An 18,150-nucleotide genomic window follows, 5' to 3' on the forward strand; every position below is an offset into this window, starting at 1 on the left:
CCCCTTACGTGCTTGGGAGATCCACTTGTTCTGGCCTGGGGTATCGGTGCCCGAGATCACGATCAGGAGGCAGCGAGATGGCGGATTTCCCCATTGTTGTCGGGATAAATCGCACCCAGGATGGTTCCATCGCCGTCGCCCTCGGCGAGTCGGGCATGTACAGCCTGCAAAAGGAACGGATCAGCCGCAGGAAGCACCACTGGGGCCGGCTCGGCGACCTGTCCGACCGCTACCTGCCCGCCATGCCCCTGCTCAAGGAGCCGGTGGACCTCGTGGTCGAGGGCTACTCGTCGGACACCGAGATCGAGCACGCGGTCGCGTACCAGCAGGAGGTGCGCGAGACGCTCGGACTCAAGGACGGCGGCCAGGTCGTGCTGGTCTCGCACCACCTGTCGCACATCTACAGCGCGTTCCACCCCTCGCCGTTCGAGGAGGCGGCCGGGCTGGTGATCAGCACGCAGGGCAGCCACGTCAAAGACCTCACCGAACAGGTCGAGCTGCCGCCCGGCACCGGCGGCGAGCCGATGGAGGTCGCCTCCTTCTACCGGTGCGCGCGCGGACGCGTGGAGTGCCTGGCCAAGCAGCTCTGGGACGGCGACTGGGAGCGACCGGCCGGGCTCGGGAGCTTCTACGCGCTGCTGACCGCGATGATCTGGCCTGAGAGATGGGGCGAGGAGGGCGATAGGGACAAGGTCGCCGGGCTTGCCGCGTTCGGCGACCCCGACGCGCTCGGCCTGCCCGACCTCGACGTACGCGGCCACGAGGTGCACATCCCGCCCGCCTGGATCGAGCTGTTCGCCCAGCGCGACGCCTACGTCTACGAGCCGGGCGGCGAGGAGTTCCGCCGCGCCGCGAACCTGGCCGCCGCCGGCCAGCGCGCCTTCGAGCGGGCGCTGCTCCGCCTGGCCGCCTGGCTGCACGACAGGACCGGCCTGGACGCCCTGGCCTACGCGGGCGGCACGGCGCTCAACTGCGCGGCCAACGCCAGAATCCTCCGCGAGTCGCCGTTCCGCGAGGTGTTCATCCCGCCGAGCCCGCACACCGGCGGCACCGCGATCGGCTGCGCCCTGTACGGGCTGATCGAGCACCTGGGCGTCGAGAGCGGGTTCCGCTGGGAAGACGACTTCCTCGGCCCCGACCAGGACGACAGCGCGATCGAGGCGGCCGTACGCGGCCTGCCCGCAGACCTGTACGCCGAGCGCCCCGCCGACCTGGCCGCCGAGGTGGCCGGGCTGCTCGCCAGCGGCCGGGTGGTCGGCCTGCACCAGGGACGCAGCGAGTCAGGACCGCGAGCGCTCGGCCACCGCAGCGTCCTCGCCGACCCGCGCAACCCGCTCATGCAGGACTACATCAACTTCGAGGTCAAGGGCCGCGAATGGTTCCGCCCGCTGGCCTCGCTGGTGCCGGCCGAGCACGCCGGGCGCGTCTTCGAGGTGGACCGCCCGTCGCCGTTCGGCCAGTACGTCGTCCCCGTACGCCCCGGCTACCGCGACCGGCTGCCCGGCATCACCCACGTGGACGGCACCGCGCGCCCGCAGACGGTGGAGCGGCGGACCACCCCTTTCCTGCACGCCCTGCTGACCGAGTGGAACGCGCTCACCGGCGTACCGGTGCTGATCAACACGTCGCTGCACGGCCGGGGAGAGCCGCTGACCGAGACGCCGGAGCACTCGATCGAGGCGCTGCGGACGACCGGGCTGCACGCGCTCGCGCTGCCGCCGTACGTCATCCGCAGGCACGACGAGCCGAAGCTGCCGGGCGGTGAGCGATGAACGCGCGCGTCGCGAAGTGCCCCGGTACGGTCCTCGGCATGCGCGCCCGCACCGCCCTGCTGGTCACGCTGGTGGCGCCGGCTGGCCTGGTCGCCGGATGCGGCGGCGACGAGGCGGCGCCCGCCGTACGCGAGGCCCCTGTGGCCGCCTCGCCCACCGCCACGGGAACGCCCGGCCCGCTGGCCGGCAAGGTCGTGGTGATCGACCCCGGACACAACGGCGGCAACGCCTCGCACCCCGAGGAGATCAACCGGCAGGTCGACATCATCACCGGGCGCAAGCCCTGCAACACCACCGGCACCCAGACCGCCGCCGGCTACCAGGAACACGCCTTCACCTGGGACGTCGCCACCCGGCTCCGGCCGATCCTGGAGCGCAAGGGCGCCAAGGTCGTGCTCACCCGGCCGAACGACAAGGGCGTCGGCCCCTGCGTCACCGAGCGGGCCGCCATCGGCAACAAGGCCAAGGCCGACGCGGTGCTGTCCATCCACGGCGACGGCGCCGCGCCGAGCGGCCACGGCTTCCACGTGATCATGCCGGGGCTCCTCAAGGGCCACAACGACGCCATCGTCAAGCCGTCCCGCAGGCTCGGCCGCGACGTCCGCGACGCCTACCGCGAGGGCACCGGCATGCCGTACGCCGACTACACCGCGCGCGACGGCCTGCAGACCCGCACCGACCTCGGCGGGCTCAACCTGTCGAAGCGGCCGGCGATCTTCATCGAATGCGGCAACATGCGCAACAAGGGCGACGCCGCCAAGATGTCCGATCCCGCGTTCCGCCAGCGCATGGCCACCGCGATGGCGGACGGCATCGAACGCTTCCTGAAGGGCTGACCGGGCCGGGCGGCGTCACCTGCGGGTGCTCAGCCGTCGCGGCACAGCGGGTCGCCGCCCAGCACGCAGGCGATGTCCTCCAGCCGGCAGCTCAGCAAGGTGCCGTCCATGGCGAGCACGAGCACGAGGTCGCGCTGCGACGGATGCGTCAGCACCACCCTGCCGACGACGCCGTTGTCCAAGATCACGGTCGGGCGGCCTGTCGCGTTGTCCATGCCCTCGCGACTCCTCTCAGGTCCGGAACGAGCCCTCGCACCGGACCCGTCCCCACCAGGATGCACAGGCTCATGCCCGCAGCGCATCGGCCATGAGGTGGTAATTGTGTACGCCGAGGACAGTACCTTCACGCCTGAGGTCGGCACACGCCGGGTATGAAAGCCGACTGCCGAGTAATATGACGGCCAAGCTGCCCGTGGCGAAGGAGACGGCCCCGTGACCGAGCTTGAGCGGGTACCCCCCGGCGTCGATCCCAACGTCCCCAGCTCCGCGCGCGTCTACGATTACCTGCTCGGCGGCAAGGACAACCTCGCGGTGGACCGCGCGATGGCCGAACGCCTCCTCAAGGTCGCACCCGACAGCCGCCTGGTCGCCAGGGCCAACAGGCAGTTCCAGGTCGAGGTGGTCAGGCACCTCGCCGAGCAGGGCATCCGCCAGTACATCGACCTCGGCACCGGCATCCCGACCTCGCCCAGCATCCACGAGACCGCACGCTCGGTGCACCCCGCCTGCCGGGTGATCTACGTCGACTACGACCCCGTCGTGCGCCTGCACGCGCAGGTGCTGCTCGCCGACTCGCCCGGCGTCGCCGGCATCCAGGCCGACCTGCGCCGCCCCGGCGACATCCTCGGCGACCCCCACGTCACCGGCCTCATCGACTTCGACCAGCCGGTGTGCGTGCTCATGGTCGGCGTGCTGCACTTCGTCATGGACGAGGAGGACCCGGCCGGCATCGTGGCCGCGTTCAGGAAGCGCATGGCGCCGGGCAGCCACCTGGTGATCTCCCACGCCATGGCCGAGAGCGACCCCGCGGCCATCGCCCAGCTTCAGGCCGGTGCGGCGGGATCGCCCGTGCAGTCCAGGTTCCGCAGCCGCGAGGAGGTGCTGGCGCTGTTCGAGGGGTTCGAGCTGATCGGTCCCGGGCTCGTGCCCGTGCAGGACTGGCACATCGGCCCCGACGACACCCGCATCCCGCTGCTCGACGCGCCGCCCCGCCTCCGCATCGACGGCGCGGTAGGCCGCGTCCCCGCCTGACCCGCGGGTCTCGCACCGGCTTCCCGCGGACGTCCGCCTACGGCCCCCGCCACCCGCCTCGCCGGTCTCCGCCTACGCCCCGTGCGCCCGCCTTCGCGTTTCGCCCGCGGCCGCTTCACCCCGCCCCGCAGGGCTCTCCGCCCGAAGAGCCCTCACACATCTCGCGGGTCTATCGCCCGGGGGTCTCCACCCGCCATCTGGGGTTTTCGCCCCTGAAACCCTCGCCCGTCTCCCGGGGTTCCTCTCCCGGAGGGACCCTCGCCCGCGCTCCGCCTTCCGGGGTTTCTCCCCAGGGGCCCTCGCCCCGCCTCTCGGGAGGTTCTCCCGAGAGGTCCTTACGCGGCGGTCGGGGGGTAGGTCTTCAGTTCGATGTCGGTGGCGAACTTGTCGGTCAGCTTCAGCATCAGGCCGAGCAGGAAGCCGTACTTGAAGGTCCAGTTGCGCATGCGCATCCTGGCCCGGCTGCCGGGCGCGAGGAACGCCCCGGCATTGCCGTTCTTCGCGATCTTGGCGTAGGGGCGGAACTGCCGCTCGTACTCCGCGAAGGCCACCCGGTGATCGCCGCCCGCCGCGGCCAGCTCGCCCGCCAGCACGTACGCCCCCACCACGGCCAGCCCGGTGCCGAAGCCGCCCAGGGTGTTGCCGTAGGCCGCGTCGCCCAGCAGCACCACCCGGCCCTGGCTGTAGCGGTCGATCCTGACCTGGCTGATCGAGTCGAAGTAGACCTCGCGCGCGCCGCGCACCGCGTCCATGATCTCGGGAACCCGCCAGCCCATCCCGGCGTACGCGCGGTCCAGCAGCTTCTTCTGCTGCTCCACGTCGTAACGGTCGTACTGCAGCGGCTCCGAGGCGAAGACGAAGAACGCCGGCGCCTTCGTCCCGCCCACCGCCACCATGCGGCCCGGCTCGTTGTACATCTTGCCCGGCTCGCCGAAGTCCAGGCCGGCCTCCACCAGCGCGTAGTAGTGACCGAGGAAGCGGACGAACCGCTCCTCCGGCCCGAACACCAGCCTGCGCACGTTCGAGTGGATGCCGTCCGCGCCCACCACCAGGTCGAAGGTGCGGGGCGCGGAGCGTTCGAAGGTGACGTGCACGCCTTCCTTGGTCTCGGTGAGCGAGGTGATCGAGTCGCCGAAGACGTACTCGCAGGCGGGGGCGGTGCGCTCGTACAGCAGGCGGGACAGCTCGCCACGGGCGATCTCGATGTCGCCGCCGCTGAACTCGCCGGGGATGACCGCGAGCGTGCGGCCCGCCGCGTCCACGATCTCCTGGTCGCTGCCGCCGGTCTGGTGGCGGCGCACGTCGTCCAGGATGCCCATGCGGCTCAGCACCGTACGGTGGGTCTCGCCCTTGAAGTCGACGGCCTGGCCGCCCAGGCGGAGCGACGGGGCGCGCTCGACGACGGTGACGGCGAAGCCGTAGCGGATGAGCCAGTGTGCGAGTGCGGGTCCGGCGATGCTCGCGCCGGAGATGAGGACGGTGGTGTTCTTCATGTCCGTCAGCGTCGGGGACGCCGCTGACAGCCGGGCGACGATCGCCTGACAGCCGCTTCCCGGGCTGTCAGCGCTCGTGCTCGTGCGTGGACGGCCGTTCTCCTGGCCGCGTCAGCGCCCGTCCCCGAGCACGGACGGCCTGAGTGCGGACAGGGCGTCGTCCTTGCTCATGGCGGCGCCTCTGGCGTACGCGGCGGCGAACCCCTCGGCGCCCAGGATCGCGGTGGCCGCCGCCGCGGTACGCGCCACGTCCCGATCGCCGGCCACCGCCGTGCCCCGCAGCGCCACCGCCATCCCGAGCAGCCACGCCGCCTCCTCAGCGCCGTCCTTGCCGCCGGAGCCGTCCCGCACCGAGCCGACGCCGGGTGAGCCGGTGATCCTGAGCCCGGCCAGGCCCTCGGCGGCGTCGGCCAGGTCGGCGGCCATGGGAGAGCCGAGCGCGGCGGCCAGGGCCTCGGCGTGCAGGCCGGCCGCTCGTTCGGCGTCGCCGCGCGCTTCGGCCAGCCGGCCGAGCGCCGTGAGCGCGTGCGAGCGCGTGCCCGCCGAGGTGAACGCCCCGCTCTCCGACCCGGCCAGCGCCTCCGCCAGCAGCCGCTCCGCCTCGTCCAGGTCGCCTTCGTGCCGGGCGATCTCCCCGAGCTGGAGCCGCGACGAGGCGGTCAGCTCGGGACGTCCGAGCCGGCGTTCCAGCTCGGCGACCCGCGCGCAGTCGGCGCGGGCGGCCGCGGCGTCACCGGCCCGCCACAGCGCGGCGGCCCGCCGGATCAGCACGTCGGCCAGCTCGTCGAGCGCGCCCAGCTCCTCCAGCAGCTCCAGCGCCTCCCGCCACAGCCGCCGGGCCCGCGCCCAGTCGCCGCGCCAGCTCGCGATCACGGCGAGCCAGTCGAGCGCCTGCGCCGTGCCCCAGCGCTCGCCGAGCCGGGCGAAGGCGGCGCGTACGCGGTCCAGCTCGGGTTCGGCCTCCGCGGGCGCGCCGTCGAGCACCTTCAGCAGCGCGGTGCCGAGGTCGCCGAGGGCCCGGCTCCACGGGTCCCGGCTGAGCGTCTCGCGCCGTCCGCGCTCATCCTCGGCCTCGCCGGGCGGTCCCGCGATCATGCTCCACAGCGCCACGCCGAACCGGTGGCGCATCGGCCGTCCCAGCGACGTGACGATCTCCCTGGCCTGCCGCCAGTGCGGCGAGCCCGGCTCGGGCACGGCGTGCAGCACGGTCATCACGTACTCCTCCGCCAGCCCGGCGGGCGGCTCGGTGCCGACGCGGTCGAGCAGGCGGGCGGCGTACGGTGCCGCCTGGCCCCGCCGCCCGCTCAGCCACCAGTACATGGCCAGCGCCGCCGTCAGCCGCAGTCCCGTCGCCGGGTCGTGTTCGGCGCTCCACCGCAGGGCCGCCCGCAGGTTGGCGTCGTCGGCCGACAGCCGGGCCAGCCAGTCGAGCTGCTCCTTCCGGTAGAGGTGGTCGTCGGCCCGCGCCGCGAACTCCAGGAACCAGGCCGCGTGCGCCCGCCGTGTCGCCGCCTCCTCTCCGGCCGCCGCCAGGCGTTCGAGGCAGAACAGGCGGATGGTGTCGAGCATCTGGTACCGCTCGCCGTCGGTCTCCACCAGCGACTTGTCCACCAGCCCCGCCAGCACTTCCGCCCCTTCGTCCGGCCGGTCGGGGGCGCAGACGCGCTCGACCGCCTCCAGCGTCGCGCCTCCGGTGAAGACGGCCAGGCGGCGGGCCAGGGCCTGCTCGTCCGGGTCGAGCAGGCTCCAGCTCCACTCCACGACCGCGCGCAACGTCCGGTGCCGGGCCGCCGCCGTACGGTCGCCGCGCGACAGCAGGCTGAACCTGCCGTGCTCGGCCAGCCGCTCGGCGATCTCCGCCACCCGGAACGTCCGCACCCGCGCCGCCGCCAGCTCGATCGCCAGCGGCAACCCGTCGAGGTCGGCGCAGATCCGCGAGATGTCGGCGAGGGTGCCGGCGTCCAGCTCCAGCGTGGCGGGGTTCCCGGGCGTGCGGGTGCGGGGCATCGAGGTGCCGGCGAAGCCGGGCCGCACCGCAGCTGCTCGCTCGGCGAACAGGCGGACGGCCGGGTACGCCAGCGGGTCCTGCGGCGGTTCCGCGCCGGGCGGCGGGACGGGGAGCGGGGTGAGCGGGACGAGGTGCTCGCCGGTGAGCCCGAGCGGTTCCCGGCTGGTGGCGAGGATCCGCAGGCCGGGGCAGGCGGAGAGCAGGCGGCGTACGAGGGTCGCGGTCTCGTCGATGACGTGTTCGCAGTTGTCCAGGATGAGCAGGAGTTCCTGCTCGGCCAGCGCGGAGACGAGCCGCCGCACGGGGTCGGTCGCGCCGGGGCCCGGCGGGCGGAGCGCCGGTTCCCGCAGGCCGAGCGCCTGCCACACCACCCGCGCCACCGCGCCCTCGCCGCTTCGGTCGGCGGGCGGGGTGGGGTCGACGAGGGTCAGGTCGGTGAAGGCGGTGGGGGTGTCGGTGTCGGTGCGGAGGGCGTGTTCGATGGCCAGGCGGGTCTTGCCGGTGCCGCCGGGGCCGACGATGGTGATCAGGCGGGCGTCGCGGAGTGACGCGAGGTGGGCGAGCTCGTCCTCGCGGCCGACGAAGCTGGTGAGCTGGGCCGGCGGGCCGGTCAGGGAGGTGCGTTCCTGGGGGCCGCGCAGGATCTCCAGGTGGAGGGCGGCGAGCTCGGGGGACGGGTCGGCGCCCAGCTCGTCGGCGAGCAGGCGGCGGCCCTCGTCGTACACGGCCAGTGCCTCCGCCTGCCGGCCGGCCGCGTGCAGGGCGCGCATGAGGAGGCCGCGCGTGCGCTCGCGGAACGGGTGGGCGGACAGCAGGTCGCGCAGCCCGGCCACGGGCGGGGCGGTGCCGGGGAGCGACAGCTCGGCCTCGTACAGGTCCTCGGTGGCGGCCAGGCGCAGCTCGTCGAGCCGGAGCGCCTGCGGGGCGGCGAAGGGCGCGTCGGCGACGTCGGCGAACGCCGGTCCGCGCCACAGGTCGAGCGCCTCGCGGAGCACGGTCGCGGCGGCGGCGTGCCGTCCGGCGGCGAGCAGGGCGCGGCCGTCGCGGGCGAGGCGTTCGAAGCGGTGGAGGTCCACGTCGTCCCGGTCGACGGCGAGGCGGTAGCCGGACCCGTGGGACTCGATCAGCCCGCTCGGCAGGTGCCGCCGCAGCCGGGACACCTGCGCCTGTACGGCGTTGGCCGCCTCGGACGGTGGCCGGTCGCCGTACTGGCCGTCGATGAGGCGGTCGAGGCTGACCAGGTGTCCGGCGTCGAGCAGCAGCATCGCGAGCAGCGCACGCGGGCGGGGGCCGCCGACGGAGACGGGCTCGCCGGCGTCGGTCCGCACGTCCAGCGGACCAAGAACGCGAAACTGCACTCTCCCGATTGTTCCTCAGCTTTTGCCGTCAAGGGCCCGCTCTTCGCTTCCCGCGCCTCGGATCTTGGAGGTCGCGGGAGCGGGGTCGTGTGTCCCGTACCTCTCGGTCCGGGTCCGTGTGGGCGGGGGCGGTGTGCGGTACAAGATCCTTTTGGGGCAGAATGATCTTGTGCGAGCCCTGTCCGCAGCCGGGGCTCGCACGCCCCCCGGTAGGCTGACCACACTATGGACGCCACGCCCGGGCTGCGCGAACGCAAGAAGGCCGAGACCCGCCAGGCCGTGCACGAGGCGGCGCTGCGGCTGGTGGTCGAGCATGGTCTCGACGCGGTCACCGTCGAGTCCATCGCCGACGCCGCCAACATCTCGCGGCGCACGTTCTCCAACTACTTCTCCAGCAAGGAGGACGCGCTGCTCTACGGCGAGGAGCAGCGGATCAGAGCGCTGGTCGAGCGGGTGCGCGCGCAGCCGCCCGAGCTGAGCGCCTGGGAGGCGTTGCGCGTCTCGGTCGATGAGCTGCAGGACGAGATGGGCGAGCCGCAGCGCGAGTGGGCGGTGCGCACCCGGCTCGCCAAGAGGCATCCGTCGCTGCTGGCCCGGCAGCTCGCCAACCACGCCGAGCTTGAACGGGACCTCGTCGAGGCCGTTTCGGACAGGAAGGCCGGCGTGCCGCCTCGGGTGCTGGCCGCGGCGTTCCTGGTGGCGCTGCGGCTTGCGTCCCACCAGTGGACGGAAGAGGACGAGACCCGCACGTTGCGCGAGATCATCGGCGAGACGCTCGACCAGATGGCCCGTCCCTTCGAGTGAGCCCCGCCCCTGTGAACAAGCGGGGCCCCGCCGGGAGAGGACGGGCCCGGCGAGGTCACGGGGTCAGTAGAGCACCTGGCCGGCCGGTGCCGCCGAGGCGGGGCCGCTGAGCAGGAACGGCTTGGCCTCGATCCACGGCCCGGCCGCGCCTGGATCGGCGGGCGTCGGCGTCGTCTCAGAAGCCGCCGTCGGGCACGTCGGTGCCGCTGACCGCCGGGGGCGGCGCAGGCGGCCGGCGAGCCGGCGGCGGCGAGGGCCCCGATGCCCAGGGCTCCTTTGAGAAGACCGCGGCGACCTATGGGGGATGGGCGCATCTTCGACTCCTAGCCGGACGGGGAAGGGGGGTGTGAGGGCTCTGCATCGTTGCAGACGTAATGCATATGCGTCTGCAACGATGCAAGGCCGGAGCTAGGATCTACCCAGAGCAGGAGCGCTGGAGGTATAGGAGACGCATGGCCGGGCCAACACTGCGCGACGTCGCCAAGCTGGCGAACGTCTCCATTCGCACCGTCTCCAACGTGGTGAACGGCTACGCGCCGGTCTCCGACGAGCTGCGGGCACGCGTACAAGCCGCACTCGACGAGCTCGGCTACCGGCCCAACCTCATCGCCCGCAACCTCAAACAGGGCCGCACCGGGATGATCGCGCTCGTCGTGCCCGAGCTCGACGCGCCGTACTTCGCGGAGCTGGCCCGCGAGGTCATCACCGCCGCCCGCGCCCGCGGCTACGTCGTCATGATCGACCAGACCGACGGCGACGCCGACAGGGAGCGCGAGCTGCTCGGCCGCGACTCGCGCGCCACGCTCTTCGACGGCCTGCTGCTCAGCCCCATCTCCATCACCGCCGAAGAGCTGCGCGGACGGCCCAACAAGGTGCCGATCGTGCTGCTCGGCGAGCACATCTTCAACGGCAGCCTGCCCCACGTCGCCATCGACAACGTCGCCGCCGCCCGCGAGGCCACCGCCCACCTCATCGACATCGGCCGCCGCCGCATCGCCGCCATCGGCGACCAGCCGTACGCGACCGGCGAGACCGCCCAGCTCCGCACCGCCGGCTACCGTCAGGCGCTCACCCGCGCCGGCATGGAGATCGACGAGAGCCTGATCATCTCGACGCCCCACTTCCACCGCCGGCTCGGCGCCGAGGCCATGGAGCGGCTGCTCGCCCTGCCCGAGCCGCCCGACGCCGTCTTCTGCTACAACGACCTGCTCGCCCTGGGCGCCATCCGCGCGCTGACCAGGGCGGGCCGCCGGGTGCCCGACGACGTGGCCGTGGCCGGCATCGACGACATCGAGGAGGGCCAGTACAGCACGCCCAGCCTCACCACCGTCGCCCCCGACAAGGCCGAGCTGGCCAGGAAGGCCGTGGACACGCTGCTCGACACCATCACCGCCACCGACACGACCGCCACCCCATCCGAGATCGTGGTCCCCCACCGCCTGATCGTCCGCGAGAGCACGGCCGGCGAGCAGCCCGCCTGAGCGAGGTTCCCCCCTTGCGGTGATCGGTTTTCACCGGGTGCTCGGCGTATGGTGAGGTGGTGCCCGTCGCTCGCCAAGGTCTGCTGCTCGGCGCCGCGGCGTACGTGCTCTGGGGACTGTCGGTGCTCTACTGGCCGCTGGCCGAGCCCACGGGCGCCATCGAGATCCTCGCCCTCCGGGTGCTCTTCTCGCCTGTCGCGATCGGAGTGCTGCTGCTGGCCATGGGCCGGGCCCACCGCGTGGCCGTGATCCTGCGCAACCCCCGCGAGCTGGGCCTGCTCACCCTCGCCGGGATCCTCACCGCGGTCAACTGGGCGCTGTTCATCTGGGCGAGCACCAACGGCCACGTGGTCGACGCCTCGCTCGGCTACTTCATCACCCCGCTGGTCAGCGTCGCGCTCGGCGTGGCCGTCCTGCGCGAACGCCTGCGCGCCGGTCAGTGGGCCGCCATCGGGCTCGGTGCGGCGGCGGTCGCCGTGCTCACCGCCGCCTACGGCGGCCTGCCCTGGATCGCGCTCGGCCTGGCCGCCACCTTCGGCCTGTACGGACTGATCAAGAAGCATGTCGACGTGGGCGCCGTCGAAGGGCTCATGGTCGAGACCGCGGTGCTGTTCCCGTTCGCCGCCGCCTACACGGTCGTGCTCCAGGTTTCCGGCGAGGCCACCTTCGGCCACGTCTCGCTCGCCAACGCGCTGCTCGGCGCCGGCTCCGGCTTCGTCATGACGGTGCCGATGCTGCTGTTCAACGCGGCGGCCACGCGCGTTCCGCTCAGCGTGGTCGGCATGCTGCAGTTCATCGAGCCGATCGTGCAGTTCCTCCTCGGTGTGCTGGTGTTCCGAGAGGTGATGCCGGCCGTCAGATGGGCGGCGTTCGCCCTGCTGTGGGCCGCGCTCGCGGTGCTGACCGCCGAGGGCGTCAGGAGACGGAGTCGGGCTGCCGATGGGGCTCGTCGAGCTCCACCGCGCTCCGCTCGATCATTTCGAACTGCGTCTTCAGCCGTTCGAGATCAGGGGGAGACACCGTGAATGTGTCCCACACCGCCTCGCCCGCCGCCGTGTAGCTCAGCTCGTGACCGCACGTGCCGTCCCACACCCCCGTGATCACCCGCATCGCCGGCGGGAGCCGGTCCACGTGCACCCTGCGCACCCGGACGCCGGCGGCCATCTGCTCGCGGGCCAGGGCGTCCAGCTCGTCGGTCCACTCGTGGTAGATGAACACCCGGCGGATCGTGACGCCCCGCGCCAGCGCGTCCAGCTGGGCCTGCCAGTACTGCCGCCCGACCGGCTCCCGCCACCACGTGAGGTCCACCGCGGGCACGCTGGTCGCGCAGATGGTGTGCTTGGTCTGGTCGATCAGCCGCTGGAAGACCGCGTTGTCGCCGTAGGGCGTGCGGAAGTGGCCGCGTTCGAGGTCGGCCAGCGTGCGCAGGCACTCCTCGAACGCCACCCGGCAGGCGTCGGCCGCCGGGGTGTCCGCGTACTCGCGCTCGACGTGCTTGGCCGCCCGCAGGATCGGCGCCATCAGGTCGGGCAGCCACGGGATCTTCTCGATGGTCGCCACCATCTGCCCGACCCGCGTCTCCTGGTCGACCCGGCGCTTCTCCCTGAGCAGCGTCTGCACCTGTAACGTGATCACGCCGCCGATGAGTCCGGCCACCATGCCGAGCCCCTGAGCGGTCTCCTCCCGGAGGTAGAAGATCACTCCGAGCAGCACCGACAGCGCGGTGCCGATGATCAGGACGGGGTCGAGGAGGAGCGACGGCTGCTTCTGGGGTCTCGACATGGGCAGCTCCCGGGAGGATGAGCGCGCTGGAATCGGTACGTACGTACCCCGTTTGCCGTCGGCGCTTGTGCCGCGCTCCTTGAGGGAACCGGTTAACCTCGCTATGCCAGCCGTTGACGGCCCTATGGCTCCCACGTAGAGTCGCGTGGGCTTACTCGGTTTAGTGAGACCGGTATGGGAGAGACACGTGTTCCGTGCGCTGCACGACGGCTGGACCCTCCGCGCGGCCGGCGACGACAGGCGTGACCTCGCGGGCATTCCGGCCGCCGTGCCGGGCAGCGTTCACACCGACCTGCTCGCCGCCGGCCTCATCGACGACCCCTACCGCGACGACAACGAGCGGCGGCTGACCTGGATCGGGCGTACGGACTGGATCTACGAGACCGCGTTCGACTGGCACGACGACGGCTCCGAGCGAACCGACCTCGTGTGCGAGGGGCTCGACACGGTGGCCACCGTGCTGCTCAACGGACACGAGCTGGGCGCCACCGCCAACATGCACCGCACCTACCGCTTCGCCGTGCGCGACCTGCTCCAGGAGGGCCGCAACACGCTCCAGGTGCGCTTCCGCGCCCCCTACGCCTACGCCGAGGAGCAGCGGGAACGGCTCGGCGACCGGCCCGCCGCCTACGACGAGCCGTACGCGTTCATCAGGAAGATGGCCTGCAACTTCGGCTGGGACTGGGGCCCCACGCTGGTGACCAGCGGCATCTGGCGGCCCATCGGGCTGCACTCCTGGTCGGGCGCCCGGCTGGCCGAGGTGCGGCCGCTGGTGCGCGGCGACGGCGTGGACGTCCACGTCCGCGTCGAGCGCACGGGCGATGCACCCGTCACCGTGACCGCCGAGGCGGCGGGCGTGAGCGTGGAGGCCAAGCTGGAGCAGGGCCGCAGCGAGGCCGTGCTGCGCCTGGACGTGCCGCACGCCGAGCGGTGGTGGCCGCGCGGCCACGGCGCGCAGCCGCTCTACCCGCTGACCGTGCGCGCGGGATCCGACCGGTGGCGGCGCGAGATCGGCTTCCGCACGGTCGAGCTGGACACCGACGCGTTCCGGCTGATCGTCAACGGCCGGCCGGTGTTCGTGCGCGGCTTCAACTGGATCCCCGACGACTGCTTTCCCGCCCGCGTCACCGAGGAGCGCCTGGCCGAGCGCTTCGCGCAGGCGATCGCCGCCGGGGCCAACACGCTGCGGGTGTGGGGCGGCGGCGTGTACGAGTCCGACGCCTTCTACGGCCTGGCCGACCGGCTCGGCCTGCTGGTGTGGCAGGACTTCCCGTTCGCCTGCTCGGCCTACCCGGAGGAGGAGCCGTTCCGCTCGGAGGTCGAGGCGGAGGCGCGCGAGAACGTGGCCAGGCTGTCGGCACACCCGAGCCTGGTGCTGTGGTGCGGCAACAACGAGAACATCGAGGGACACCAGCACTGGGACTGGCGCGGCCGGCTCGGCGACAGGAGCTGGGGCGCCGGGTTCTACTACGACGTGCTGCCGTCGGTGGTGTCGGAGCTGGACCCGACCAGGCCCTACTGGCCGGGCAGCCCGTACTCGGGCAGCCCGGACCGGGACGTGCGCGACCCCTCCACCGGCACCGTGCACATCTGGACGGTCTGGGGCGGCGGCCAGGATTACCTCCACTACGCCGGCTACACGCCGCGCTTCGTCGCCGAGTTCGGCTACCAGGGGCCGCCGACGTACGCCACGCTGCGCGCCGCCTCATCGGATGAGCCGCTGACCCCGGACTCCTCGCACCAGAAGGCACCGGGCGGGCAGGAGAAGCTGATCGCCGGGCTGGGCGGGCACCTGCCGCGCCCCGAGACGTTCGACGACTGGCACTACTACACGCAGCTCAACCAGGCCCGCGCGATGGCGTTCGGCGTCGAGCGGTTCCGCGCGCTGATGCCGTACTGCATGGGCACGATCGTCTGGCAGCTCAACGACTGCTGGCCCGTCACCTCCTGGGCGGCCGTGGACGGCGCGGGCCGCAGGAAGCCCCTGTGGTACGCGCTGCGCCGCGCCTTCGCCGACCGCCTGATCACCCGGCTCGGCGACGAGGTGGTCCTGGTCAACGACACCGGCGAGGCGTGGGCGGGCACGCTCACGCTGGCCTGGCGCGACCTGTCGGGCCGGGCGCTGGCCGCGCAGAGCGAGCAGGTCACGGTGCCGGCCCGCGCCACGCTGCGCGTCGCCCCGCCGCAGGGCCAGACGGCCGCGCTGCTGACCGCCGAGCTGGACGGGCACCGGGCGCTGTTCCCCACGGCCGAGGACCCGGCCATGGGCTACCCGCCTGCCGAGCTCACCGCCACCGTGGAGCGCGAGCCCGGCGGGTACGCGGTCACCGTCACGGCCGCGACGATCGTGCGCGAGCTGGCGCTCTTCCCCGACCGGCTCGACCCGGCGGCGAGCGTGGACGAGCAGCTCGTCACGCTGCTTCCCGGCGAGAGCGTCACCTTCCACGTGACCTCGGAGGCCGAGCTGGACCCGGCGGCGCTCACGTCGTACCCGGTACTGCGCTGCGTCAACGAGCTCAGGGCACCAGCGCGCGCTTGAGGATCTTGCCGGTGGGGGACATCGGCAGCTCGTCCACGAACGTCAGGCGGCGCGGATACTTGTAGGCCGCCACCCGCTCACGGACGAAGTCGCGCAGCTCGCCGTCGCTCACCGGGGCGCGCAGCGCCACCACGGCCGCGATCTCCTCGCCCAGCTCCGGGTGCGGCACCCCGACCACGGCGGCCTGGCGCACGGCCGGGTGCTCGTAGAGCACCTCCTCGATCTCGCGCGGATAGACCGTGTAGCCGCCGCGGATGATGACGTCGCGGCGGCGGTCCACCAGGAAGAAGTAGCCGTCGTCATCGACCTTGCCGAGGTCGCCGGTGTGGAACCAGCCGTCGCGGACGGCCTCGGCGGTGGCGGCGGGGTCGTTCCAGTAGCCCTTCATCACGTTGGGGCCGCGTACGACGATCTCGCCGATCTCGCCGCGCGGCACCTCGCGGCCCTCCTCGTCGACGACCTTCATCTCGACGTCCCTGATGGGCCAGCCGATCGAGCCGGGCCTGCGGTGCCGGCCGCCGCGGTTGGCGGCGGCGACGGGCGAGGTCTCGCTGAGCCCGTACCCCTCGATGATCTCGCAGCCGAAGCGGGTCTCGTAGGCGCGCAGCACGTCGAGCGGCAGCGCCGCCCCGCCGGATGCGCAGACCCGCAGCATCGACATGTCGGAGGCGCCGGGATGGTCGAGCAGCGCGATGAACATGGTCGGCACGCCCTGGAACACCGTCACCCCGTCGCGCCTGATCACCTCGAGGGCGCGGCCCGGGTCGAAGCGGGGGAGCAGCGTCAGCCGGGCCCCGGCGTGCACGGTGGCGTTGAGCGCGCAGGTCTGGCCGAAGGTGTGGTAGAGCGGCAGCGCGCCGAGCACCACGTCGTCCACGCCCAGCGCGTGCATGCGGGCCACGGTGGCGGCGTTGCCGCCCAGGTTGCCGTGGGTCAGCTCGATGCCCTTGGGCCGGCCGGTGGTGCCGGAGGTGTAGTGGATGACGGCGGTGTCCTCCGCGGCCGTGGGGGCGATCTCCCGTTCGGGGGCGACGCGGCGCAGCAGCCTGCGGAACTCGCCGGGCACCACGAAGAAGCAGTCGGCCTTGGTGCCGGCCGAGCCCGCCTCGGCCGTCTCGGCGAAGGCGTGCCAGGCGATGAGCAGCCGGGCGCCGCAGTCCCCCAGGTACGCGGCGATCTCCCGCCGCTTCAGCAGCGGATCGAGCGGCACCACCACCGCGCCGGTCCGCAGCACCCCGTAGTAGACGACGCCGAACTCCGGCACGTTCGGCAGCATGATCGCGACCCGGTCGCCGGGGCCGATCCCGCGGCACCGCAGCAGGCCCGCAAGGCGGGCGCTCAGCTCCTCCAGCGCCCCGTACGTCAGCTCCGCCTCGTCCAGCGTGAGAACCGCCCGCCCGCCGAGCCGGTCGGCGGCGGCGAGGAGCCGGTCAGCGAGGTTCATGGAACGACCGTACGTCCGCTCTCCCACGCCCCTCATTGGTCACGGCGCCCAGTCTTTCCCGCCCGGCATTGGTGGGCAGCGCATCGTGCAGTGCGATCGCGACCAGCAGCTCCAGGAGATCGTTGATCGAGCGCAGGCTCCGCCCGGTGCGCTCCTGGATGCGGCGCAGCCGGTACTGGGCGGTGTTGGGGTGGATCTGCAGGCGTTCCGCGGCGGCCCGCAGGTTGAGGTCGGCTCCGGCGAAGGCTCTGATCGTGGCCGTGAGCACGCCGCCGCGCGCCCGGTCCTCCGACAGCAGCGCGGTGATGCGGCGGTCGATGAGGTGGCGCGCGGTGTCGTCGGCCTTCAGCGCGAGGTACTGGAACGCGGTGATCCTGGGCAGCGCCGCCACGCCGCCCTCCTCGGGCACGAAGTCCAGGACCGCCCTGGCCTCCTGGTACGCCTGCGGGATCCGCTCGGTGCCGGTGACGACGGTGCTGATGCCCATGGCCAGCCTGATGCCCTCGGCGGCCAGGCTGTCGCGCACGCTCTGCAGCCGGTCGCACAGCTCCTCGGCGTCCGCTCCGGGGCCGAGTACGGGGATCGCGACGATCTCCGACTGGCGCACCACCGACAGCGTGCGGGTGCCGTTGCCGCCGGTGCGGGCGATCGCGGCGCAGGCGGCGTGGCGCGCGTCGGCCCCCTGGTCGGGGCCGGAGGTCACCGAGGAGGGACCGGCCAGTACGGCGATCACCACGAGCAGCGGCGTGCGCGCGTCGGGGGCCAGGCCGTGCGCCTGCGCGGCGGCCAGCTCCCTGCCGCGCGTCGGCACCGAGCCGGCGAGCAGCGTCTCCAGCAGGTCGCGGCTCTCGCGCACCGCCTCGGCCGCCGCGTACTGCTGGAACTCCATGTACGCGTTGGCCGCGTGCGTGCTCGCGAAGTCGCAGTAGCGCATCAAGGGCGCGGCCAGCGTCAGCGCCGCCTCGCGCCCGGCGAACGCGCTGCCCGCCCGCTCGACCACGGCCTCCCAGAAGACCTGCTGGCCCACTCTGAACGCGTTGATGTAGTCGGCCAGCGCCACCCCGGCCCTGGCCCGGCGCATGGCCGCCCGCCTGGTGAAGGAGATGTCGTCCAGCGTGACCGTGCGGTCCTCCAGCAGCACGCCCAGCTTGGCGCGGTAGTGCCTGACCACCTGGTCGCGTACGTCGGCGTGAAAGTCCGGTCCTTGAGCGTCGTAGGAGGGGATCTCCGCGCGCATCGTCGCCACGGCGACGTCGGCGAGGTGGGGCAGGTCGTCGAGCAGCTCGGAGAGTATGCGTGTGCGTTCCGCGCGTACGGCGGCTTCCACGGTGTGCGAACCGGTGGACATGCCGGGATGATCCATGGCCTGCGCCGGGCGGTCA

At 72.8% G+C, this 18,150-nt stretch carries 13 protein-coding genes; 7 read left to right on the plus strand and 6 right to left on the minus strand.

Translation table 11 applies throughout. From position 1 onward, the window contains the following. Positions 1 to 77 precede the first annotated feature (77 nt). Both ACGFIM_RS20045 and ACGFIM_RS20050 read left to right on the plus strand, forming a co-directional pair. A complete protein-coding gene (locus tag ACGFIM_RS20045) occupies positions 78 to 1,772 on the plus strand; it encodes a carbamoyltransferase C-terminal domain-containing protein (RefSeq protein WP_393202259.1) in 1,695 nt (564 codons plus the stop codon). A 38-nt stretch (positions 1,773 to 1,810) separates the two neighbouring features. Then, positions 1,811 to 2,608, plus strand: coding sequence for an N-acetylmuramoyl-L-alanine amidase (locus ACGFIM_RS20050; RefSeq protein WP_393202261.1), 798 nt, complete (start codon positions 1,811 to 1,813; stop codon positions 2,606 to 2,608). Positions 2,609 to 2,637: 29 nt separating this feature from the next. Here the strand turns inward: ACGFIM_RS20050 and ACGFIM_RS20055 are convergent, their stop codons facing one another. Continuing rightward, positions 2,638 to 2,823: a hypothetical protein gene (locus ACGFIM_RS20055; RefSeq protein ID WP_393202263.1), complete on the minus strand. Its 186-nt coding sequence runs from the start codon at positions 2,821 to 2,823 to the stop codon at positions 2,638 to 2,640. 217 nt (positions 2,824 to 3,040) lie between these two features. On the opposite strand from ACGFIM_RS20055, the gene ACGFIM_RS20060 reads away from it, so the two are divergent. After that, positions 3,041 to 3,859: an SAM-dependent methyltransferase gene (locus ACGFIM_RS20060; RefSeq protein WP_393202265.1), complete on the plus strand. Its 819-nt coding sequence runs from the start codon at positions 3,041 to 3,043 to the stop codon at positions 3,857 to 3,859. Positions 3,860 to 4,194: 335 nt separating this feature from the next. Here the strand turns inward: ACGFIM_RS20060 and ACGFIM_RS20065 are convergent, their stop codons facing one another. Together ACGFIM_RS20065 and ACGFIM_RS20070 are read right to left on the minus strand one after the other, a co-directional pair. Then, positions 4,195 to 5,352, minus strand: coding sequence for an FAD-dependent monooxygenase (locus ACGFIM_RS20065; RefSeq protein WP_393202267.1), 1,158 nt, complete (start codon positions 5,350 to 5,352; stop codon positions 4,195 to 4,197). Positions 5,353 to 5,463: 111 nt separating this feature from the next. After that, positions 5,464 to 8,688, minus strand: coding sequence for a BTAD domain-containing putative transcriptional regulator (locus tag ACGFIM_RS20070; protein ID WP_393202269.1), 3,225 nt, complete (start codon positions 8,686 to 8,688; stop codon positions 5,464 to 5,466). A 255-nt stretch (positions 8,689 to 8,943) separates the two neighbouring features. Here ACGFIM_RS20070 and ACGFIM_RS20075 point away from each other — a divergent pair, with 255 nt between their 5' ends. The 3 genes from ACGFIM_RS20075 (at position 8,944) to rarD (ending at position 12,028) form a co-directional block, all read left to right on the plus strand. Continuing rightward, positions 8,944 to 9,522 carry a TetR/AcrR family transcriptional regulator gene (locus ACGFIM_RS20075; protein ID WP_393202271.1) on the plus strand — a complete coding sequence of 193 codons (579 nt, stop codon included), beginning with the start codon at positions 8,944 to 8,946 and terminating at the stop codon, positions 9,520 to 9,522. Positions 9,523 to 9,974: 452 nt separating this feature from the next. After that, entirely contained in the window at positions 9,975 to 11,003 is a 1,029-nt protein-coding gene (locus ACGFIM_RS20080; RefSeq protein ID WP_393202273.1) for a LacI family DNA-binding transcriptional regulator, read from the plus strand. 59 nt (positions 11,004 to 11,062) lie between these two features. Beyond that, positions 11,063 to 12,028 carry an EamA family transporter RarD gene (gene rarD / locus ACGFIM_RS20085; RefSeq protein WP_393202275.1) on the plus strand — a complete coding sequence of 322 codons (966 nt, stop codon included), beginning with the start codon at positions 11,063 to 11,065 and terminating at the stop codon, positions 12,026 to 12,028. Here the strand turns inward: rarD and ACGFIM_RS20090 are convergent. Beyond that, positions 11,919 to 12,785, minus strand: coding sequence for a hypothetical protein (locus ACGFIM_RS20090; RefSeq protein ID WP_393202277.1), 867 nt, complete (start codon positions 12,783 to 12,785; stop codon positions 11,919 to 11,921). The two genes, rarD and ACGFIM_RS20090, sit on opposite strands and share 110 nt — an antisense overlap. Before the next feature lie 187 nt (positions 12,786 to 12,972). Between ACGFIM_RS20090 and ACGFIM_RS20095 the strand changes: the two genes are divergently transcribed. Continuing rightward, positions 12,973 to 15,324 carry a glycoside hydrolase family 2 TIM barrel-domain containing protein gene (locus tag ACGFIM_RS20095; RefSeq protein ID WP_393202279.1) on the plus strand — a complete coding sequence of 784 codons (2,352 nt, stop codon included), beginning with the start codon at positions 12,973 to 12,975 and terminating at the stop codon, positions 15,322 to 15,324. Here the strand turns inward: ACGFIM_RS20095 and ACGFIM_RS20100 are convergent. Both ACGFIM_RS20100 and ACGFIM_RS20105 read right to left on the minus strand, forming a co-directional pair. Then, positions 15,302 to 16,768, minus strand: a complete 1,467-nt coding sequence (locus tag ACGFIM_RS20100; RefSeq protein WP_393202281.1) for a long-chain fatty acid--CoA ligase — start codon at positions 16,766 to 16,768, stop codon at positions 15,302 to 15,304. The genes ACGFIM_RS20095 and ACGFIM_RS20100 overlap by 23 nt on opposite strands. Further along, positions 16,755 to 18,116, minus strand: a complete 1,362-nt coding sequence (locus tag ACGFIM_RS20105; RefSeq protein WP_393202283.1) for a PucR family transcriptional regulator — start codon at positions 18,114 to 18,116, stop codon at positions 16,755 to 16,757. The genes ACGFIM_RS20100 and ACGFIM_RS20105 overlap by 14 nt, the downstream gene beginning before the upstream one ends. Positions 18,117 to 18,150 lie beyond the last annotated feature (34 nt).

Origin of the sequence: Nonomuraea sp. NPDC049309 (assembly GCF_043196965.1) — a bacterium.
GTDB lineage: Bacteria > Actinomycetota > Actinomycetes > Streptosporangiales > Streptosporangiaceae > Nonomuraea > Nonomuraea fastidiosa.

Bases quoted from the DNA above. Each gene is read 5' to 3' on its own strand.
- ACGFIM_RS20050 (WP_393202261.1), top strand. From the start codon at position 1,811: ATGCGCGCCCGCACCGCCCTGCTGGTCACGCTGGTGGCGCCGGCTGGC.
- ACGFIM_RS20100 (WP_393202281.1), bottom strand. From the start codon at position 16,768: ATGAACCTCGCTGACCGGCTCCTCGCCGCCGCCGACCGGCTCGGCGGG.
- ACGFIM_RS20055 (WP_393202263.1), bottom strand. From the start codon at position 2,823: ATGGACAACGCGACAGGCCGCCCGACCGTGATCTTGGACAACGGCGTC.
- ACGFIM_RS20080 (WP_393202273.1), top strand. From the start codon at position 9,975: ATGGCCGGGCCAACACTGCGCGACGTCGCCAAGCTGGCGAACGTCTCC.
- ACGFIM_RS20105 (WP_393202283.1), bottom strand. From the start codon at position 18,116: ATGTCCACCGGTTCGCACACCGTGGAAGCCGCCGTACGCGCGGAACGC.
- ACGFIM_RS20065 (WP_393202267.1), bottom strand. From the start codon at position 5,352: ATGAAGAACACCACCGTCCTCATCTCCGGCGCGAGCATCGCCGGACCC.
- ACGFIM_RS20045 (WP_393202259.1), top strand. From the start codon at position 78: ATGGCGGATTTCCCCATTGTTGTCGGGATAAATCGCACCCAGGATGGT.
- ACGFIM_RS20090 (WP_393202277.1), bottom strand. From the start codon at position 12,785: ATGTCGAGACCCCAGAAGCAGCCGTCGCTCCTCCTCGACCCCGTCCTG.
- ACGFIM_RS20075 (WP_393202271.1), top strand. From the start codon at position 8,944: ATGGACGCCACGCCCGGGCTGCGCGAACGCAAGAAGGCCGAGACCCGC.